The organism is Pseudooceanicola aestuarii, assembly GCF_010614805.1.
In the GTDB taxonomy this organism is placed as follows: domain Bacteria; phylum Pseudomonadota; class Alphaproteobacteria; order Rhodobacterales; family Rhodobacteraceae; genus Pseudooceanicola; species Pseudooceanicola aestuarii.
The window spans coordinates 74,850-89,380 of the sequence record NZ_JAAFZC010000005.1; the positions used below are offsets into that span (position 1 = coordinate 74,850).

At 59.0% G+C, this 14,531-nt stretch carries 16 protein-coding genes; 2 read left to right on the plus strand and 14 right to left on the minus strand.

What is annotated here, in order from left to right; translation table 11 throughout:
* Positions 1-20 precede the first annotated feature (20 nt).
* The 6 genes from G5A46_RS18670 to G5A46_RS18695 form a co-directional block, all read right to left on the minus strand.
* Positions 21-959 (minus strand): ArdC family protein, encoded by a 939-nt coding sequence (locus tag G5A46_RS18670; protein WP_163852018.1) that lies wholly within the window; start codon positions 957-959, stop codon positions 21-23.
* Positions 960-999: 40 nt separating this feature from the next.
* Positions 1,000-1,470 carry a hypothetical protein gene (locus G5A46_RS18675; RefSeq protein WP_239521096.1) on the minus strand — a complete coding sequence of 157 codons (471 nt, stop codon included), beginning with the start codon at positions 1,468-1,470 and terminating at the stop codon, positions 1,000-1,002.
* A gap of 1,211 nt (positions 1,471-2,681) precedes the next feature.
* A complete protein-coding gene (gene repC, locus G5A46_RS18680; protein ID WP_163852023.1) occupies positions 2,682-3,893 on the minus strand; it encodes a plasmid replication protein RepC in 1,212 nt (403 codons plus the stop codon).
* Between the two features lie 213 nt (positions 3,894-4,106).
* Positions 4,107-5,036 (minus strand): plasmid partitioning protein RepB, encoded by a 930-nt coding sequence (gene repB / locus G5A46_RS18685; protein ID WP_163852025.1) that lies wholly within the window; start codon positions 5,034-5,036, stop codon positions 4,107-4,109.
* Positions 5,020-6,213 carry a plasmid partitioning protein RepA gene (repA, locus tag G5A46_RS18690; protein WP_009827042.1) on the minus strand — a complete coding sequence of 398 codons (1,194 nt, stop codon included), beginning with the start codon at positions 6,211-6,213 and terminating at the stop codon, positions 5,020-5,022. Before repA ends, repB begins: the two co-directional genes overlap by 17 nt.
* A gap of 134 nt (positions 6,214-6,347) precedes the next feature.
* Complete coding sequence (locus G5A46_RS18695) at positions 6,348-7,229, minus strand: recombinase family protein (protein WP_111772756.1); 882 nt, start codon at positions 7,227-7,229, stop codon at positions 6,348-6,350.
* A gap of 226 nt (positions 7,230-7,455) precedes the next feature.
* Here G5A46_RS18695 and G5A46_RS18700 point away from each other — a divergent pair, with 226 nt between their 5' ends.
* Positions 7,456-8,523, plus strand: coding sequence for a helix-turn-helix domain-containing protein (locus tag G5A46_RS18700; protein ID WP_163852027.1), 1,068 nt, complete (start codon positions 7,456-7,458; stop codon positions 8,521-8,523).
* Positions 8,524-8,592: 69 nt separating this feature from the next.
* Here the strand turns inward: G5A46_RS18700 and petA are convergent, their stop codons facing one another.
* Together petA and G5A46_RS18710 are read right to left on the minus strand one after the other, a co-directional pair.
* Positions 8,593-9,153, minus strand: a complete 561-nt coding sequence (gene petA, locus G5A46_RS18705) for a ubiquinol-cytochrome c reductase iron-sulfur subunit (RefSeq protein WP_088652793.1) — start codon at positions 9,151-9,153, stop codon at positions 8,593-8,595.
* Positions 9,154-9,256: 103 nt separating this feature from the next.
* A complete protein-coding gene (locus G5A46_RS18710) occupies positions 9,257-9,781 on the minus strand; it encodes a hypothetical protein (protein ID WP_017468346.1) in 525 nt (174 codons plus the stop codon).
* Positions 9,782-9,856: 75 nt separating this feature from the next.
* On the opposite strand from G5A46_RS18710, the gene G5A46_RS18715 reads away from it, so the two are divergent.
* Positions 9,857-10,423: a Crp/Fnr family transcriptional regulator gene (locus G5A46_RS18715; protein WP_043754540.1), complete on the plus strand. Its 567-nt coding sequence runs from the start codon at positions 9,857-9,859 to the stop codon at positions 10,421-10,423.
* 5 nt (positions 10,424-10,428) lie between these two features.
* On the opposite strand, the gene G5A46_RS18720 is transcribed toward G5A46_RS18715, so the two are convergent.
* The 6 genes from G5A46_RS18720 to G5A46_RS18745 all read right to left on the minus strand — a co-directional run bounded on the left by G5A46_RS18720 (position 10,429) and on the right by G5A46_RS18745 (position 14,497).
* On the minus strand, positions 10,429-10,881 hold the full coding sequence (locus G5A46_RS18720) for a DUF411 domain-containing protein (RefSeq protein ID WP_012187045.1): 453 nt from the start codon (positions 10,879-10,881) through the stop codon (positions 10,429-10,431).
* Positions 10,796-11,788, minus strand: coding sequence for a sterol desaturase family protein (locus G5A46_RS18725; protein WP_017468740.1), 993 nt, complete (start codon positions 11,786-11,788; stop codon positions 10,796-10,798). Before G5A46_RS18725 ends, G5A46_RS18720 begins: the two co-directional genes overlap by 86 nt.
* A 6-nt stretch (positions 11,789-11,794) precedes the next feature.
* On the minus strand, positions 11,795-12,781 hold the full coding sequence (locus tag G5A46_RS18730) for a cation diffusion facilitator family transporter (protein WP_163852029.1): 987 nt from the start codon (positions 12,779-12,781) through the stop codon (positions 11,795-11,797).
* Position 12,782: 1 nt separating this feature from the next.
* Positions 12,783-13,445 carry a TVP38/TMEM64 family protein gene (locus G5A46_RS18735; protein WP_163852031.1) on the minus strand — a complete coding sequence of 221 codons (663 nt, stop codon included), beginning with the start codon at positions 13,443-13,445 and terminating at the stop codon, positions 12,783-12,785.
* Between the two features lie 3 nt (positions 13,446-13,448).
* The gene (locus G5A46_RS18740; RefSeq protein ID WP_163852033.1) at positions 13,449-13,898 is read right to left on the minus strand and encodes a DUF6010 family protein; all 450 of its coding nucleotides are present in this window, start codon (positions 13,896-13,898) and stop codon (positions 13,449-13,451) included.
* A gap of 161 nt (positions 13,899-14,059) precedes the next feature.
* On the minus strand, positions 14,060-14,497 hold the full coding sequence (locus G5A46_RS18745; RefSeq protein WP_239521099.1) for an ion channel: 438 nt from the start codon (positions 14,495-14,497) through the stop codon (positions 14,060-14,062).
* Positions 14,498-14,531: the final 34 nt, after the last annotated feature.

Genomic DNA, 14,531 nt, shown 5'->3' on the forward strand with positions numbered 1-14,531 from the left:
AGTCTCCGTTCTCCGTGTGGTCAGGCGGCCTCTGCACTGCGCCCTGCCCTACCCGCCTCAGATTGTGCGATGAGATAGTCACAGGCACGATGCGCATCTGCGGCGTGCTTGAAGATCGCGCCCTTGTCCGACCGAAGAACGCGCAACCAGTTGTGGAGGTAGGCGGCATTCATCTCGAGCGTATGCGCCGTGAAGCCGAGCGTCTGACCCAGGAACACCGAGGTCAATTCCGCGACGATCTCCTCGCGCGCATAGGACGTGTTGCCAAACTTCGAGAACCCGAAATCACGGTTCAGTCGATGGGGGGCTTTCGTGGCATGGGCCAGCTCATGAGCCCAGACCCCGTAGAAATTGCGCGGGTCCTGAAACCGCGTGATGGACGGCATGTAGACCTTGTCCACGGGGGGCAAATAGTACGCCTCCGTCCCCGTGAAGACGGTCGTGATGTCGATGGCATCGAAAAACGCCTGCATGTGCGGGATGGGCTCGGACGGCGGATGCTGGGGTAAGGGCTCAGGGTCCGGATAGAAGCTGTCCGGCAAGCCCTCGATCTGGCAGGCATTGAACACGCGGTAGGATTTCTGGAAGCGGAAGATGCGGGCTTCCTCGGAGCGATCATCGCCATCGCTGCGGTCGTCCTCGCCGCCCGCGTCTTTCCGGCTTTGCCCGTAATAGACGACGACAGAGGATTTCTCGCCCTTGCGGACCTTTGCGTCCAAGGCATTGGCCTGCGGCAACGTCATCCAGAAGGGAGAGCTGTGGCCCGCCATCACGGTCCGCATCGTCAGCAGAAAGTTGTTCACTCCCTGGTAGGGTTCGCCGCCCACGCGCAAGGGTCGAGAGCTGCCGCCTGCGGTCCAGGGCTTGCGCCAGGGCAGGACGCCGCGCTCGATGATGCGGATGATTTCGTTTGTGATGGCCTCGGAGGCATCGAATTTGGGCGTGCGGGATCGGGCCATGGCTGGCCTCCTTTCGAGTTTTGGTGAGAGGAAATGGTGATCAGGCTGACTGATGGGACCGCGGATCGTTGAGGATCCTCGCGCCGAGCCCTTCGACCATGTCGATGTAGGTGGTCAGCGAGACGGACTTGCCGGAACCCGAAGGTCCAGGGTCGCCCGATCCGTCCCGCGCCACCCGCGGCAAGTTCGCGAAGGCAATCACATCGGTGACGGGTCGGATATCGATGAACGGGGTCCCTCGTGCGACCGCAAGAGTGGCCAATGGAAAGCGCTCGATCGGCGCGAGAGTCGAAACGGTAGTCCAACCAAGATGGATGAATGTCCCACCCGCCCCGCAGATCACATGGGCATTCGGCAGCGTCGCCGCCTGCCTGAGATAGCCGAGATCACGCAGGACGGTCTGGCGTTCGAGCCGCTGTGTCAGCGCCGTCTGGCCAGTTCGGCGCAGCTCTCTATGTCGCCACCAGGAGGCGGCGGTTGCGCGGAGCACGCGCAAGACACCTGTTTGCATGGGAATGCCCTTCATCCGGAACGGCAGACCGGAACCCGGCCCGGACCCATCTGAGGGACCCCAAAGGCCCTCATCCGTCAGTCACAAAACCCGAAGAACACTTTCACTTTTCGTGGACCAAACCCATGAAACACCCAACCGCCACCGAACTGTACTGGTACGACGGGATCAGAACTTCCACAGGGCCCATCGGCTAGACCTGTGGCGGCTCCTTCTTCACGAGATAGCCCAAACCGCTCAATCGGCCCGCAACTGCCAACTTCTTCATAAAGCGTGCTGATGCTTTGGCTTCCCGCCGATGTAGCGGATCGGCACCCTGGAAAGGGAAACCATGTCGATGATGGCTGTTATGGGCATAATTTCCCATCGCGAACACTAAAATACAATAACCCATTGTTATTAAATCGCTTTCATCCACCGGATGGATCAGATCATTCCGCAGCCAACATCAAAGCACTCTTTTGAAGAGTTCGGGTGTCATGAAATCAAGAGATTAAGTTGCACCCGCTGTTCTGCGATGTCCTCGCCGTCCACTACGACCAAATCAGTGGAACGCGGGACCGCTGGCAACCAGCTGCTGCGCTTGAGGAACCGATTGCCTCGCTGGCCATGTCGCCATTATCGAAGTGACTGAGAAGTTACCGGCTCCCCGCGTGCGGGAATTCGAGGATCGAGCCCTTGGTCAAACGGTTTTGGCAACCATCGATCGTCTGCTCCTTGTGCGCTGCGGCCCGTAGCCACGATATCATGCAACAGACATCCACAACCTACCTCTCAGGCATTAGCACCGATGAAGGCCAAGGGAATATCCGAGGCCAGGACCCAAATCGCCGTCAGCAGGCGCCGGATAGCGTAGAACCAATTGTTCAGGGTATTCATCATCAGATCTCAGACTTCGAAAAGGGCAGGGGCCGCGGAGGCGCGCAACTGCTAGGTTGGCTACAGCGCAACGCTCTGTATGTTCTTCACTAGCCGCCTTTGCGCTACTAGCAGCGATGGTCACCAGCTGAGGTTTTACCATGATGATCGGGATGCCCTCGTCATCAGATCTTCGCCGCGACGAAGGCGAAAGCCACTTTCACGATCTCAAATACCGCCACACCTCAACCCCCTAACTTTTCTCTCTCGAACGCCGTTTGTGTGCCGAGAGCCTACTTAACAGCTGTTAAGTTATGCCATGCCAGCCGCACGAGATCGGAGTTTAACAGCTGTTAAGCCGCGGTCCGCCGGCCAATCAATGCCATGACCATTGGGCCACAGGAAAACTCGCCTGCCGCAGCTTTGGCAGTCAGAGCTCGCAAGTATCCACCAGGCGATCTTATGTCGGCGAAGCGTTCCAGCATGGCAGCAACGACGATCGACGCTTGCTCCGGACCCATGAACCGCTGTGCTTCTTCCCATGCAGACGCACTGATGCCCATGGCTGGCCGCACATGGCACGCCGCATCGAAGAGCTGATGCCAATGCCGGATCTCACCTTGGTAGAAGGTCTTGAGCGAGGGACATGCCGCGATCACTAGGTGCAGCGGGATCTTTGGCAGGTGTCTTGTGTCCTGTTCATCAACGTCAGCCACCGGCTCATTCGTATCCACATCTGGCACACCCGCGGCCGCCCCGCTTTTTTCTAAAGCAGGTTCAAGATCTATAGATTCTTTATTTGAATTATGATGGAGACGCTCAGATTGGGCATCATTGGTGTTCATTTCTTCTGTTTCAGGGCCATCAATGATGTTGCGTGCCTGGTCAAGGAGAGCTTCAAGGTCGGCTCGATAGGCCGCGAGGTCCTCAACTGAAAGCTTGCGGCGAAGCGCGCGGGCTGTGAGGGCAGCCCTGTCGCGAAGCTGATCCCAGAAGCCTAGGCCTGGCTGCATCTCGTCTCCGAACTCGGCGAGGGCCGCGAGATCGCGGCGCATGAGGCTTACGACCTCTCTCAGGCGCCTGACGCGCTCCTCAGCCTCACGTACGGCCTCTGCGGCCCGTGCTATCTCCTCGGACTGACAGTAGAGCGGGGAAAGATCGAAGCCAAAGGCAACGCGGTCTTCGCCGTGCTTACGGACGTAGCGCTTCCCATTGGGGCTATCGCGCCGCTGGAGCAAGCCAGCCTCGACAAGACGCGCGAGGTGACGACGCATCGTGGAGCAGGGCATACCATTCAGGCGCTCACAGATCGCCTTGTTCGAGGGGAAGACGACCATCTCGGCGTTCCCGCCAAGCGCATCGTCCGGAAAGAAGCTGAGGAGCCCTTGCAAAACCGTCAGATCACGTTCCGAGACCCCAAAGGCCGCTTGCGCCTTGGAGAGCTCGCGCAGGAGTTCCCACTTGTTAACGGGTCTGGCTGGAACAGATGCCTCGGGTCGCTCAATGACGCGCAAATGGGCGTGCGAAATAGGCCGCATAAACGGCGAGATTGGTGTGTACTCCATGAAAATGTCCACGAAGACAAAAATTCTAGGGCCCGCGAATCGCTTTGCGCTTGCGGGGTAGGGGCCAGAACGCTACATTCAGAAGTGCGAAAACTGAGATTTTGTAGCGGGCTGATCCCGGTGCGAAACCTTACAAAGGTCTCGTGAAGCTAGCTTCTCGGGGCCTTTTTCTTTTTGCCTGTATCGTGCCTCCTTCTTGTTGGTTGCTCTTCCTCAGTCTCCTGAACGCTTCCAGCGCTCATGAAGCTCGGTAATCAGCTTTGGGGCGTTGCCCTCCAACCAGCTGATAAAATCAGGTTCATCCGTAGTTAGATCAAGTTTGAGCTGCTTGCCTTGGCGGCTGGTCTTGACCGTCGCAGCTCCAACACCGGGGATCGCCAAAGCAGGCACACCCTTTCTAGACGGGCTTGCTTTCTTCTCTGCGCTCTTCGCAGCTGCCAGAACTGCGAGAAACGCACGCTCAGAAGCCTCATCGACCGAGCCGGAACTTCCGGACTTGGCTGCATGAGCTATGGCTAGCAGTTGGTCCCGATCACCGTCGTAGGCACCCAAAGCCTTTTTGAGCTCTTCCCATCTCGGGCGACCAATCCCAGGAGCTGCACCAATTGCCTGGATGAGATCCTCGCCGACCGTCCGAACGACACTCAAGAGCTGTGAAACCCCAGCTTCGTGGAGGTTAAGGACTTCGGCGACACCACGATTGGTGCGCTCAGCCCCTTCCAAATGGTCGCCGTCTAGAAGCGCCGTCGCTACAAGCGCACGTTCAATAAAGCTCAGATCACGACGCTCTTGGTTCTCGAGAAGCTGATCTCGAAGCGCTTGATCACCTTCAACCTCTGTGACGATGGCTCGAACTTTGATACCGAGTTCGCGACATGCTTCCAAGCGTCTGCGGCCATAGATCAGGTTGTAGCGATCGCCTTCCAGTGGGCGGACCAAGACAGGCACACGCTGACCGTTCTTGGAAATAGAGTTCTTCAGGCCCTCAACTTCAATCTGAAGCCTGTCATCCAACCGTCCTTCGGTAACAATCTGCGCCGGATCGATCTCAAAAACACCGCCACGCAGTCGGCGCCCTTCAAGAGCGTCAGGAGCGTTGCGAAGGGTCTGCAGCGGCAGGCCAAGTTTAGGCTTTCTTGCCATTCCGCCCCCATGTGTTCTGGATGATTTCAGCGATCTCATCGTTCACTGCGTTCATAGACTCGATCGCACGATCAAACGTCTGACGCGTGAAGTCCTTCTTGTCAGCTTCGTATAGCGTTTGCTTGGTCAAGCCGGCATCAGAAATTGCGGTCGACTCAACCATGTGATTGGTCAGGACCGACCTCCCAAAGAGCCCGCGAATGAAGGCGATGACTTCGGTCTGTGGTGCGTCACCGACTTTGTATCGCGTTGGCAAGAAGCGAAGCCAATCGAAGCGCAGATTTGCGCCTGCATCCCTGATTACTCCAAGGAGATCCGCAGTCATTCGCAGGAATTGGGACATCGACATAAGGTCAAGCATCTGCGGGTGAACCGTCACGAGCACACCAGAGGACGCGGAAAGTGCTGACATCGTCAAGAAACCAAGTTGCGGCGGACAGTCGATCACAACAACGTCGTAGTTCGCTTCAACACTATCGAGTGCGTCATGAACTCTCGCGAAGAACGCCTTCGCTCCGCCTCGCTGGATCGCAGCAGGCGTCTCGTGCTCGAACTCCATGAGTTCAAGGTTGCCCGGGATAAGATCAAGGCCGCGGATGTAGGTCTTGCGGATCACTTCGGCGATCGGAACCGGATCGTCATAGCGAACGGCATCATAGAGGGTCCCGCCCTCCATGAGGTCGAGTTCTGGCTGGATTCCGTGAAGAGCCGAAAGAGATGCTTGGGGGTCGAGATCGATCGCAAGAACCCTGTACCCCTTGAGCGCCAAGCGCTGAGCGAGGTGAGCAGACGTCGTCGTTTTGCCGGACCCGCCCTTGAAGTTCACCACTGAAATGACTTGAAGCTCGTCACCGTCGCGACGTCCAGGCACGTAAGTTCCAGACTTTTTTGCGTTTCCTTCAAGCGTCTGCCGGATTTCCCAGATATCGTCGAGCGTATAGCGGCGATGACTTCCAGCCGTCGTCTCGACGTCAACGATCTTTCCTTCTCGATGAAGCTTCCGAAGATAGGTATGGTCGACGCCAAGGAGCTCAGCAGCTTCGCCGCTGGTCAGAGTGCGCATCACCTTCTTTGCATCTGGTGGGAAGTGTGCAGCGCGCTGAGCATGCAGGTTCGACGCGAGAAGTTCCGCGTAGTGCCCGATGGCGATATCTAGATCCTGTTCTGCTTCGCTCATGTTTGCCCCGATCCGTGGGCGCGTTTTTTATGTGACCGCGCGTTATTTTTCGAGACTATTGCCCGAGCAGCCAGATTCGTGCAAGCACTTTCTAGATTTAGTGGCAATCCGTTAGGCCAACACAAGTGTCGTGTTCAGAGGAGCCCCAACTTTTCCGCACGCTCAAGCAGCATTTTGACCGAAGACGGCTGCCAGCCAGTGCGGCCTCGAGGGGTGCGCTCACGCATGGCTTCCAACCGGTCGCAGATCGCTTGTAGCGTGATATCCGGGTCCGACCCTTTGATGGCCGCCACGATGGCCGGCAGGCGGTCATCGGTTTCGCGGCGTCCGGCGCGGCCAAGCACCTCGGCAGGAAGGAACCCGTCGCGCACATATGCCTTCACAGCGCGGAGCAGTCGGCTTTGTGTCCAATGGCGATCTGGGGGCAGGGGGCCATTGATGATCCGCAGCAGGTCTTCCCAGGCCATATCGGGGCGCAAGCGGCGCACATGGGGCACCCAATCCTGCGCGGTCTCGTTGAGGCGCTCCATGTAGCCGTCCTGTCGCGCCAGCCGCACCTTGCGCAGCGCAGCGGGATCCTTGGCGCGTAGCCCAGGATTGCCACCAACGCGCCCTTTGGCGCGCGCAGAGGCAAGCCCGGCCTTTGTGCGTTCGCGGATCAGAGCGCGCTCGAACTCGGCCGCAGCGCCTAGAACCTGCAGCGTGAACTTGCCTTGTGGCGATGCCGTGTCGATCGGGTCCTGCAGCGAGCGGAAGAAAGCCCCCTTGGCCTCCAGACGCTCAATCACCTCAAGAAGGTGCGACAGCGACCGCGCGAGCCGATCGATTCGCACGACGACCAACGTGTCGCCGCTCTGGACACGTTCGAGCACCCGCGCGAGCACCGGCCGCGCACGATTGCCACCTGAGGCGTGTTCTTCGAATATCTCGACGCAACCCGCAGCTTGCATGGCCTCAGACTGGGGCAGGGGGGTCTGATCCTCTGTGGAAACGCGGGCATAGCCTATCAGGGGCATGAAATCGGGCCGTTTGCAATTTTAGGTATCGCTACTAAACGACCGTTTACAAACGAATGCAAGCAAGTGTTTTCTCATTGTGCCGATGCACAATCCCCTGGTTTCCTTGCATTGATCGCGATCTGAAAGGTTCCGTCGGCAGTCGCGCGCACGTAATGTGTAAAGAGCATTGTCGACGGTCACAAAACAGCTTGGGTAATGTGCAAATAATCTGTATTTTGCACATATGATGCCACAATCGACTATTATTCCTGAAGATTTCGACGAACCCCTCGACATCGGAGAGGGGGATGAGGATGCTTCGGAAGAAGTTCTCTGGTACCTGCCGGGCCCGATCGAAGAGGAACCGGATTACCGGCTTCCCGGACCTCGGGCGGGACAGCCGGAAAAGGGCCTCATTGATGACTGGGCAAGGGCCGAAGCGGATCAGGCTGCGCTTCTGGCAAGGGTGGCCGGGCGCTTGGGTGCGCTCGATGACCGATTGGCTCGCGCGCCCAAAGGCTGGCTGCATAGGTTGGCACTGATCGAGGCGGCAGACCTGAGCTGGTTTGCAGGAGATCGCGTAGGCCCGGATCGTCTGGCGCTATGGATTTCTATGCGCCTGTCAGGCGCACAAGATGACCCAAATGCCTTGGCGCGAATTGGATGGGCCGTTCGGCGACTGACAGGCGGTCCTGACCCGATAGTCGATATCGCAGCCTTCCTCGACCGCCGCGATCCTGAAAACATCGATGAAAATGCCGAGCGCTTCGACGATCGCGCGAGCGGTTGGCTGGATTTGATGAAACAGGCCGCCGATCTTCATCCGATCACCCGCGCCTGCATGGGGTTTCATCTCTGGAGTCTTGCGGGCCTTGGGCAGCAGGGCGATCGGGTGGAAGCAGCGGTCACGGCCGCGCGCATCGCGGCTAGCGAGGGAAACGGGGCAATTTTCGCACCGTTGGCAATGGGCGGGGCAGGGGGCCTGCGCGCGAGTGGGCCATCGGCAGAGCGCCTTAAACAATGGCTCGAGGGGATGCAGACAGCTATCCTCATGGCGATGCGGCGCCTCGACGATATCCAATCATGGTCAGCGAAGGCCAAAGCAGAGATGTCAACGCTCTCAGGCAAGACACCGCCGGTCCTGAGCGCCCTGCTGACCGAATGGCCCCTCGTTTCCGCCCCGATGGCCGAAATGTGGATCGGTGCTAGCCGCGCCACCGCTCAACGCAATCTCGCCTGGATGGAAGCGAAGGGTCTAATCCGTGAAGTGACGGGGCAGGGACGGTTTCGGATGTGGAGTGTTGCGATTTAGGCCGACCAGCGGCCAGTCGAAATCTGTTCCAGTTTCGAGCGCTCTGATTACAGATTATCCTTTATTGCATCACCCCAAAGTCAGCACCATCTCCTCCGAGAGCGACAAGTCCGGAATATGCAGGTTCTCAGGTGCCGGGCCTTTGCGAATGCGCCCAGCCGCGTCATAATGGGAACCGTGACAGGGGCAGAACCAACCCCCGAAATCCCCCGCCCCATCCCCCAGAGGGACACAGCCCAGATGGGTACAGACACCGATCATGACCAGATATGCCTCGTGACCCGCAATGGCCCGGTTCTCATCGCTTGCCAGCGCATCGTCGGGCAGATTTGGGTTGCGCGCCGAGCTGTCAGGCAGGTCAGAGACCGCCTGTGCCCGAGCCTGAGCCATTTCTGCCTCCGTTCGATGACGGATAAAGACAGGTTTTCCGCGCCAGTTGACGGTCAATTGCGTTCCGGGCGCGAGATCGGAAATATCAACAGTGATCTGTGCCAAGGCGCGGACATCGGCGGAGGGGTTCATCTGGTTCACCAGTGGCCAGAGCGCAGCCCCTGTTGCCACGACCCCTGCCCCGGCTGTTGCGTAATACAGGAAATCCCTGCGGGCGGTATTCTCTGACGCTTCCATCATCGGGCATGTGTCCGTGCCTCCCGCGCTGGAAGGTCAACACGCGAGATGTAACGTTTTGTCAGCGCACCTCTCTACGGATCATCAAACAGGCCTTGTCGGCGCATTAATGGTGCGGGCCCGCGCCTTTTGCCATCATGAGGTGGTGCTCCTGGTGATGCGCCCCGATGGTCATCAGACCAAAGAAACCAAGTCCCTGAATCTGCGCGGCATCGCCATCGACACTGAGCGCCACGCCATCTTCTAAGTCCTCTGTCACAACGTCCCAGCCGGTCTCGGCCGCGAGAAAGGGCGCATGGGCGGGCACCATGGCGCGGATGGCCTCGAGAACACGGGGGGTGCCCCGAATCTCGAACCGGGCCCCTTCCGGCCGCAGGGTGCGGGCGACCACGGCCTCTTGGGTCAGAAGGTCCATATCGACCAGATGGCGGCGCAATCCGTCAATATCGACCCGCTCCCAATCCGTCTCGGGATCGGCCTGCAGGATCGTTACGATTTCCGCCAAGGCGGCAAAGGCCGATTGCCCGGTTTCCTGCGGTCCGCCCATGTCGTGACCAGCCGCGGAATTGGCGTGCTGCGCGGCCACGGGTGCGGCCATCACTATGGCAAGGACGAAGGGAATGAGACGCATGGACAGGTCCTTCAATGGGGTGGTGTCATGTTTACGCTAGCAGGGGCGGATGCATCGTAATATGATTTCAATCATATGTTGCCAAACCCCTATGATCATATCCCGAGCTCAGCCCTGCGCCCAATCTCCGGCGCGGTTGGAGATACCGTATTTCACCAAGGCGACCCCACCCACGGTCTCTATGTCGTGCAAACCGGGCGCGTGCATCTCGAGCGGGTCGATCCAGATGGCGAGCGGTTCATCATCCACCGTGCCCAAGCCGGAACAAGCTTTGCCGAAGCTTCGGTGTTTTCGGAGGTCTATCATTGCGACGCAGTCATTGTTGAGGCCGGGGCGCTGATCCGGATCGACAAGGCTTCCGTATTGGCCGCTTTTGCCGACCCGGCATTTGCCCGCGCCTATGGCCGTCAGGCGGCTCAACAGATACAGGCGCAGCGACAGATGCTGGAGATCGTCGGCATTCGGCGCGCAGAGGACCGGGTGATGGCAGGGTTGATCGCAGGCTTGCTCGAAGGCTCCATCGTCGAGTTTGCCGCTCGGTTACAATTGAGCCATGAGGCGACCTACAGGGCGCTGCGAAAGCTTGTGCAAGACGGACGGGTCATGAACCCGTCCCGCGGGATCTATCACCTGCACCCATGACCTGATCAGCTGTGGCTCGCGAAGACCGAGGTCGCGCCGTCGGAGCCAACAAGCAAGGTGTCAAAAGCGTCACCGGCCCCGGGACCGCCCATGCCGGGCGAACTCATCGGCATGCGGGGGACAGTCAAACCGCGCGCCATCGGTTGCTCTGCTAGCAGCCGCGTGATGTCCGCGGCAGGCACGTGGCCCTCGATAAAATAGTCGCCCACGACCGCCGTGTGACATCCAGCAAGTTCCGGTGCAATTTGCAGCCGATCTTTGAACGCATAAAGCGCATCCTGATCGACGTCCTGCGCCTCGACCGCGAAGCCCGCTTGCCGGACATGATCGACCCAAGCGGTGCAGCATCCGCAGGTGGGGGTTTTCAGGACTTTAATGACCGGTTCCGTGTTGGCCAGTGCTCGCAGGGGGAGTGTGGCAGCCGCTCCGGCCAGCAAGAACGTACGTCGTTTCATCATGTGTTCCTTTTTGAGTTACCCGAGACCCTAGAACTGTGTTTTCGAGAGTCCAGAGGCTGTTCCTGCTTGTCGGCGTGAGGGCGGATGTATCCAGGGCGTGTCCGCTTGCTGGCCCGCGAAGGGGCTGGATCAACATCCTGTCGACCCAGAGGTCGCGCGTCGTGCGAAACTGCTCGATACCGATCGTCATTCCCTCGTGGCCCTTCGCGGGCTGGGCTACGTAAGTACCCATGAGGCGGTCCCACCACGGCAGGTTGAAGCCGTAGTTTGAGTTGGTTTCGCGCGGATCGACAGAATGATGCACGCGGTGCATGTCGGGTGTGACGACGATCCATCTGAGCCACCGGTCGACCGGTCTCGGCAGGTTGATGTTGGCATGGTTGAAGAGGGCAGTGGCGTTGAGGATGATCTCGAACAACAAAACCGCGACGGCGGGCGGACCAAGCGCTGCCACCAGGGCGAGCTTGATCGCCATCGAGATGAGGATCTCAATCGGATGGAAGCGTAATCCAGTGGTTGCGTCGAAGTCGAGATCCGCATGGTGCATCCGGTGCAGGCGCCACAGGGCCGGGACGGCGTGGAACATGACATGTTGCAGATAGATCGCCAGATCGAGCAGCAGCATGGACAGGATCACAGCCAACCCGAAAGGAGCCTCGATAATGTTGAACAGGCCCCAGCCCCGCTCCTCGGCCAGGACCGCCAGACCGACGGCCAGGATTGGGAAAGACAACCGGAGGATCGCCGTATCGATCACGACAAGTGCCAGGTTGTTCGACCAACGGATGACACGCGGAATGTCACGCCGCCGACGCGGGGCGGCGAGTTCCCAAAGCGCCATGGCGGCCAGCACACTCAAAAACGCCGTCAGACGAATCTCCGGCTCTGCGGCTAGTATTATGTCCATCACAGTCTACGGCCCTTCTGTGTTAGGGCTTGGGTGCGGATGCGCATCTCGCACATCAGTCTTTTCTTGCGCAGCCTTTGCAGCCGCTATCTGGACTATATCAAGATCCCGCGCGTGGCGCTCGTCGAGACACTCTGTTTCGAGCTGCAGCGTGACCATGTGAAACCCATGCTGTTCCGTCAGCCGCCGATAGGCCCTGTTCAGCAAATCCGCGGCCTCGGCGGGTGACTGATGGCGGATATGGGCGGAAAACGCGTGTTTGCCGCTGGTCAGCGTCCAGGCATGCACATGGTGAACGTCCAGAACCCCGTCCTGGCCGCGCAGGTCCGCCGTCACAGCCTCGAGATCCGTTCCCTCTGGCGTGCCTTCCATGAGGATGTGGACCGCTTCCTTGATGACGCCGACGGAGGCCCAGAGGAGAACCACCCCGAACGCCATGCCGAGGATCGGGTCAATCGCCAGAAAGCCGGTGAACTCGATCACTAGAGCGGTGACGATGATCAGGAGGCTGCCGACAAAGGTCTGGATGATGTGCCAGAGCGCACCACGGGCATTCAGATCGTCCTTGCTCGATTGCCACATCAGCCCCAGCGAGATCACTTCGGTGACCAGGCCTCCGAAGGCGACCCAGAGCATGGGACCCGTGGCCAGGTGAATCGGATTCCCGAGCCGCATCGCGCCCATCCAGATCACCAGAAGCGCCATACCGAGAAGAAAGCCGCCATTCACCAGTGCCCCGATGATCTCGGCGCGGTACCAGCCGAAACTCCGCGCCGAATCCGCCGGGCGGCGCGCAATGCGCTGCGCGATGATGGCCACCAGAACGCCGCCAACCGCCGACAGGGTGTGAAACGCATCCGACAGGACGGCAATCGAGCCAGTCCAGAGCCCGACGGCCAGTTCAATCACGAAGTAGACGCCGGTGAGCCAGGCCGAAATCACAAGGGCCTTGCCGGAACTCGGCATATGCCCGGCGTGGGAATGACTGGCCATATCAGCTCTCCTTCCGTTTCGTACCGGTCTTTCGCGTCGCGGCGAAGAGAACCGACAGGCCGGTAAAGCCACCCAGCGCAAGTGCGGTCCATGTGGCAGTGCGGGCATCGCCGTTCATCGCCTGGCTGCCCATGTGAGCGAGCAAGAAACTCGCTGGAATAATCCCGGCCATCGTGGCCAGCGCGAACCTCCAAAGATGCAGCTTGCTCAGACCTGCGGCGTAACTGATCATATCGAAGGACAGAAACGGCAGCAGGCGACTGCCGAAGACCAGGAAGGTCAGAGTGTTCTGGGACCCGAACAGGCCTGCGTTAATCTTCTGACCGAGATGACGCTCAACGAAGGGACGACCCAAGCCGCGGGCCAGACCAAAGGCGGCAAGCGCACCGAGTTCCGCACCTAGAACGACGAAGAGCGTCCCGTACGTGTGTCCATAAGCCGCTCCGGCGGCGAGTGCGATTGGCGCCGAGGGCAGGGGGCTTGCGACAATAGCGATTGTCATGAGCGCCACGATGACAATTGGTCCGGCAAGACCTGCCGCCTCGATCCAGCGGTCAATTTCCGCGCGATCAGGCAGGCGAATGTCAACGCCAAGGACGTCCGAGAAGGCCAATGCGACGACTCCCATCAGGAACACCGCAATAAGAAGGATGCGCATCATCATGGATCAAAACACGGCATAGAGCAGAACGAAGAACGTCGCTGCCAAAAGGTCAAAGGCCACGCAGAATGGAATATACCAGTTCGGAATCCGGGCGAGACGATAAGAATTGTGGTGTGACATGTCCCAAAGGGCGTGCAGGGCCAAGCCCAAGGGAAGGAAAGCCCAATGCCATATCAGCCCCAAAAAGGCTGCCGAGCCGAACAAAAGGGCGACGGCGAGCTCTGCCCAGAACACGCGCGCTCTGCCGTCCGCGGCGCCAAAGCCGATATAGGCACCGCCAATCAAAGCAAGCGTGATCGAAGCAAGAGCTATCGAGCTCTTTTCATCCAAAAACAGGTGAGCCGGCATTGTGAGCAAGACAAACAACACACCAACCCATACGGGAGATTTCAAGATATCCCCGTGTCGATGGTGCGATACGTGATCGCCTGTCTTTTCGAAACTCTGTGCCATGGCTTTGTACCTAGGGATTCCAGCAACTGGAAGGTCAAGGGCTATTCATCCACGCGCGCAACGCAGCGCTCACTCAACCTTTCCACGGTGAGGTCAAAGGACCGATATCAGGACGTATTTGACGCTGACGCCCGGCTCATGTCCGACGCGCGTGGCGATTTTCAGTCATCTTTCGCCTTCTGCCAGACTTGCTGGCAGGCTGAGTAAAGAAACGTCGCTGACCAGGTCAGCAACATGAAGCCCAAAAGCGATTGCAGCATCAGCAATAGTCGAAAGGGCCCGACCACCTCTATGGACGAATAGCCAAGGGTCGAGAACGAGATGCCCGTAACATAGAGAACATCCTGAAACATCGGCGGGCTGTTGCTGAACGATTGCGGCAGAACGCTTGCCACCACCATCGTGTTGAACACGGCGAGCGTCACAAGTTCCAAGACATGCAGCAACAGCAACGTGGAAAACGTCAGGATGATCCGAAAGCCGGAGCCATCCGACCGCTGCGGGGAAAACTTCAGAATGCCCGACAACGCATAATGATGGACAATTCCCATCAGGATCGCCGCGCATATTCCGACAAACATGGCCATCAACTCGGTCATACACCCAAACCCGTCTACCTGTTCAAACAGGTCA

Excerpts from the sequence above, each read along its gene's own strand:
- G5A46_RS18670 (WP_163852018.1), bottom strand. The coding sequence starts at position 959 with ATGGCCCGATCCCGCACGCCCAAATTCGATGCCTCCGAGGCCATCACA.
- G5A46_RS18675 (WP_239521096.1), bottom strand. The coding sequence starts at position 1,470 with ATGCAAACAGGTGTCTTGCGCGTGCTCCGCGCAACCGCCGCCTCCTGG.
- repC (WP_163852023.1), bottom strand. The coding sequence starts at position 3,893 with ATGGAGTACACACCAATCTCGCCGTTTATGCGGCCTATTTCGCACGCC.
- repB (WP_163852025.1), bottom strand. The coding sequence starts at position 5,036 with ATGGCAAGAAAGCCTAAACTTGGCCTGCCGCTGCAGACCCTTCGCAAC.
- repA (WP_009827042.1), bottom strand. The coding sequence starts at position 6,213 with ATGAGCGAAGCAGAACAGGATCTAGATATCGCCATCGGGCACTACGCG.
- G5A46_RS18695 (WP_111772756.1), bottom strand. The coding sequence starts at position 7,229 with ATGCCCCTGATAGGCTATGCCCGCGTTTCCACAGAGGATCAGACCCCC.
- G5A46_RS18700 (WP_163852027.1), top strand. The coding sequence starts at position 7,456 with ATGATGCCACAATCGACTATTATTCCTGAAGATTTCGACGAACCCCTC.
- petA (WP_088652793.1), bottom strand. The coding sequence starts at position 9,153 with ATGATGGAAGCGTCAGAGAATACCGCCCGCAGGGATTTCCTGTATTAC.
- G5A46_RS18710 (WP_017468346.1), bottom strand. The coding sequence starts at position 9,781 with ATGCGTCTCATTCCCTTCGTCCTTGCCATAGTGATGGCCGCACCCGTG.
- G5A46_RS18715 (WP_043754540.1), top strand. The coding sequence starts at position 9,857 with ATGTTGCCAAACCCCTATGATCATATCCCGAGCTCAGCCCTGCGCCCA.
- G5A46_RS18720 (WP_012187045.1), bottom strand. The coding sequence starts at position 10,881 with ATGATGAAACGACGTACGTTCTTGCTGGCCGGAGCGGCTGCCACACTC.
- G5A46_RS18725 (WP_017468740.1), bottom strand. The coding sequence starts at position 11,788 with ATGGACATAATACTAGCCGCAGAGCCGGAGATTCGTCTGACGGCGTTT.
- G5A46_RS18730 (WP_163852029.1), bottom strand. The coding sequence starts at position 12,781 with ATGGCCAGTCATTCCCACGCCGGGCATATGCCGAGTTCCGGCAAGGCC.
- G5A46_RS18735 (WP_163852031.1), bottom strand. The coding sequence starts at position 13,445 with ATGATGATGCGCATCCTTCTTATTGCGGTGTTCCTGATGGGAGTCGTC.
- G5A46_RS18740 (WP_163852033.1), bottom strand. The coding sequence starts at position 13,898 with ATGGCACAGAGTTTCGAAAAGACAGGCGATCACGTATCGCACCATCGA.
- G5A46_RS18745 (WP_239521099.1), bottom strand. The coding sequence starts at position 14,497 with ATGACCGAGTTGATGGCCATGTTTGTCGGAATATGCGCGGCGATCCTG.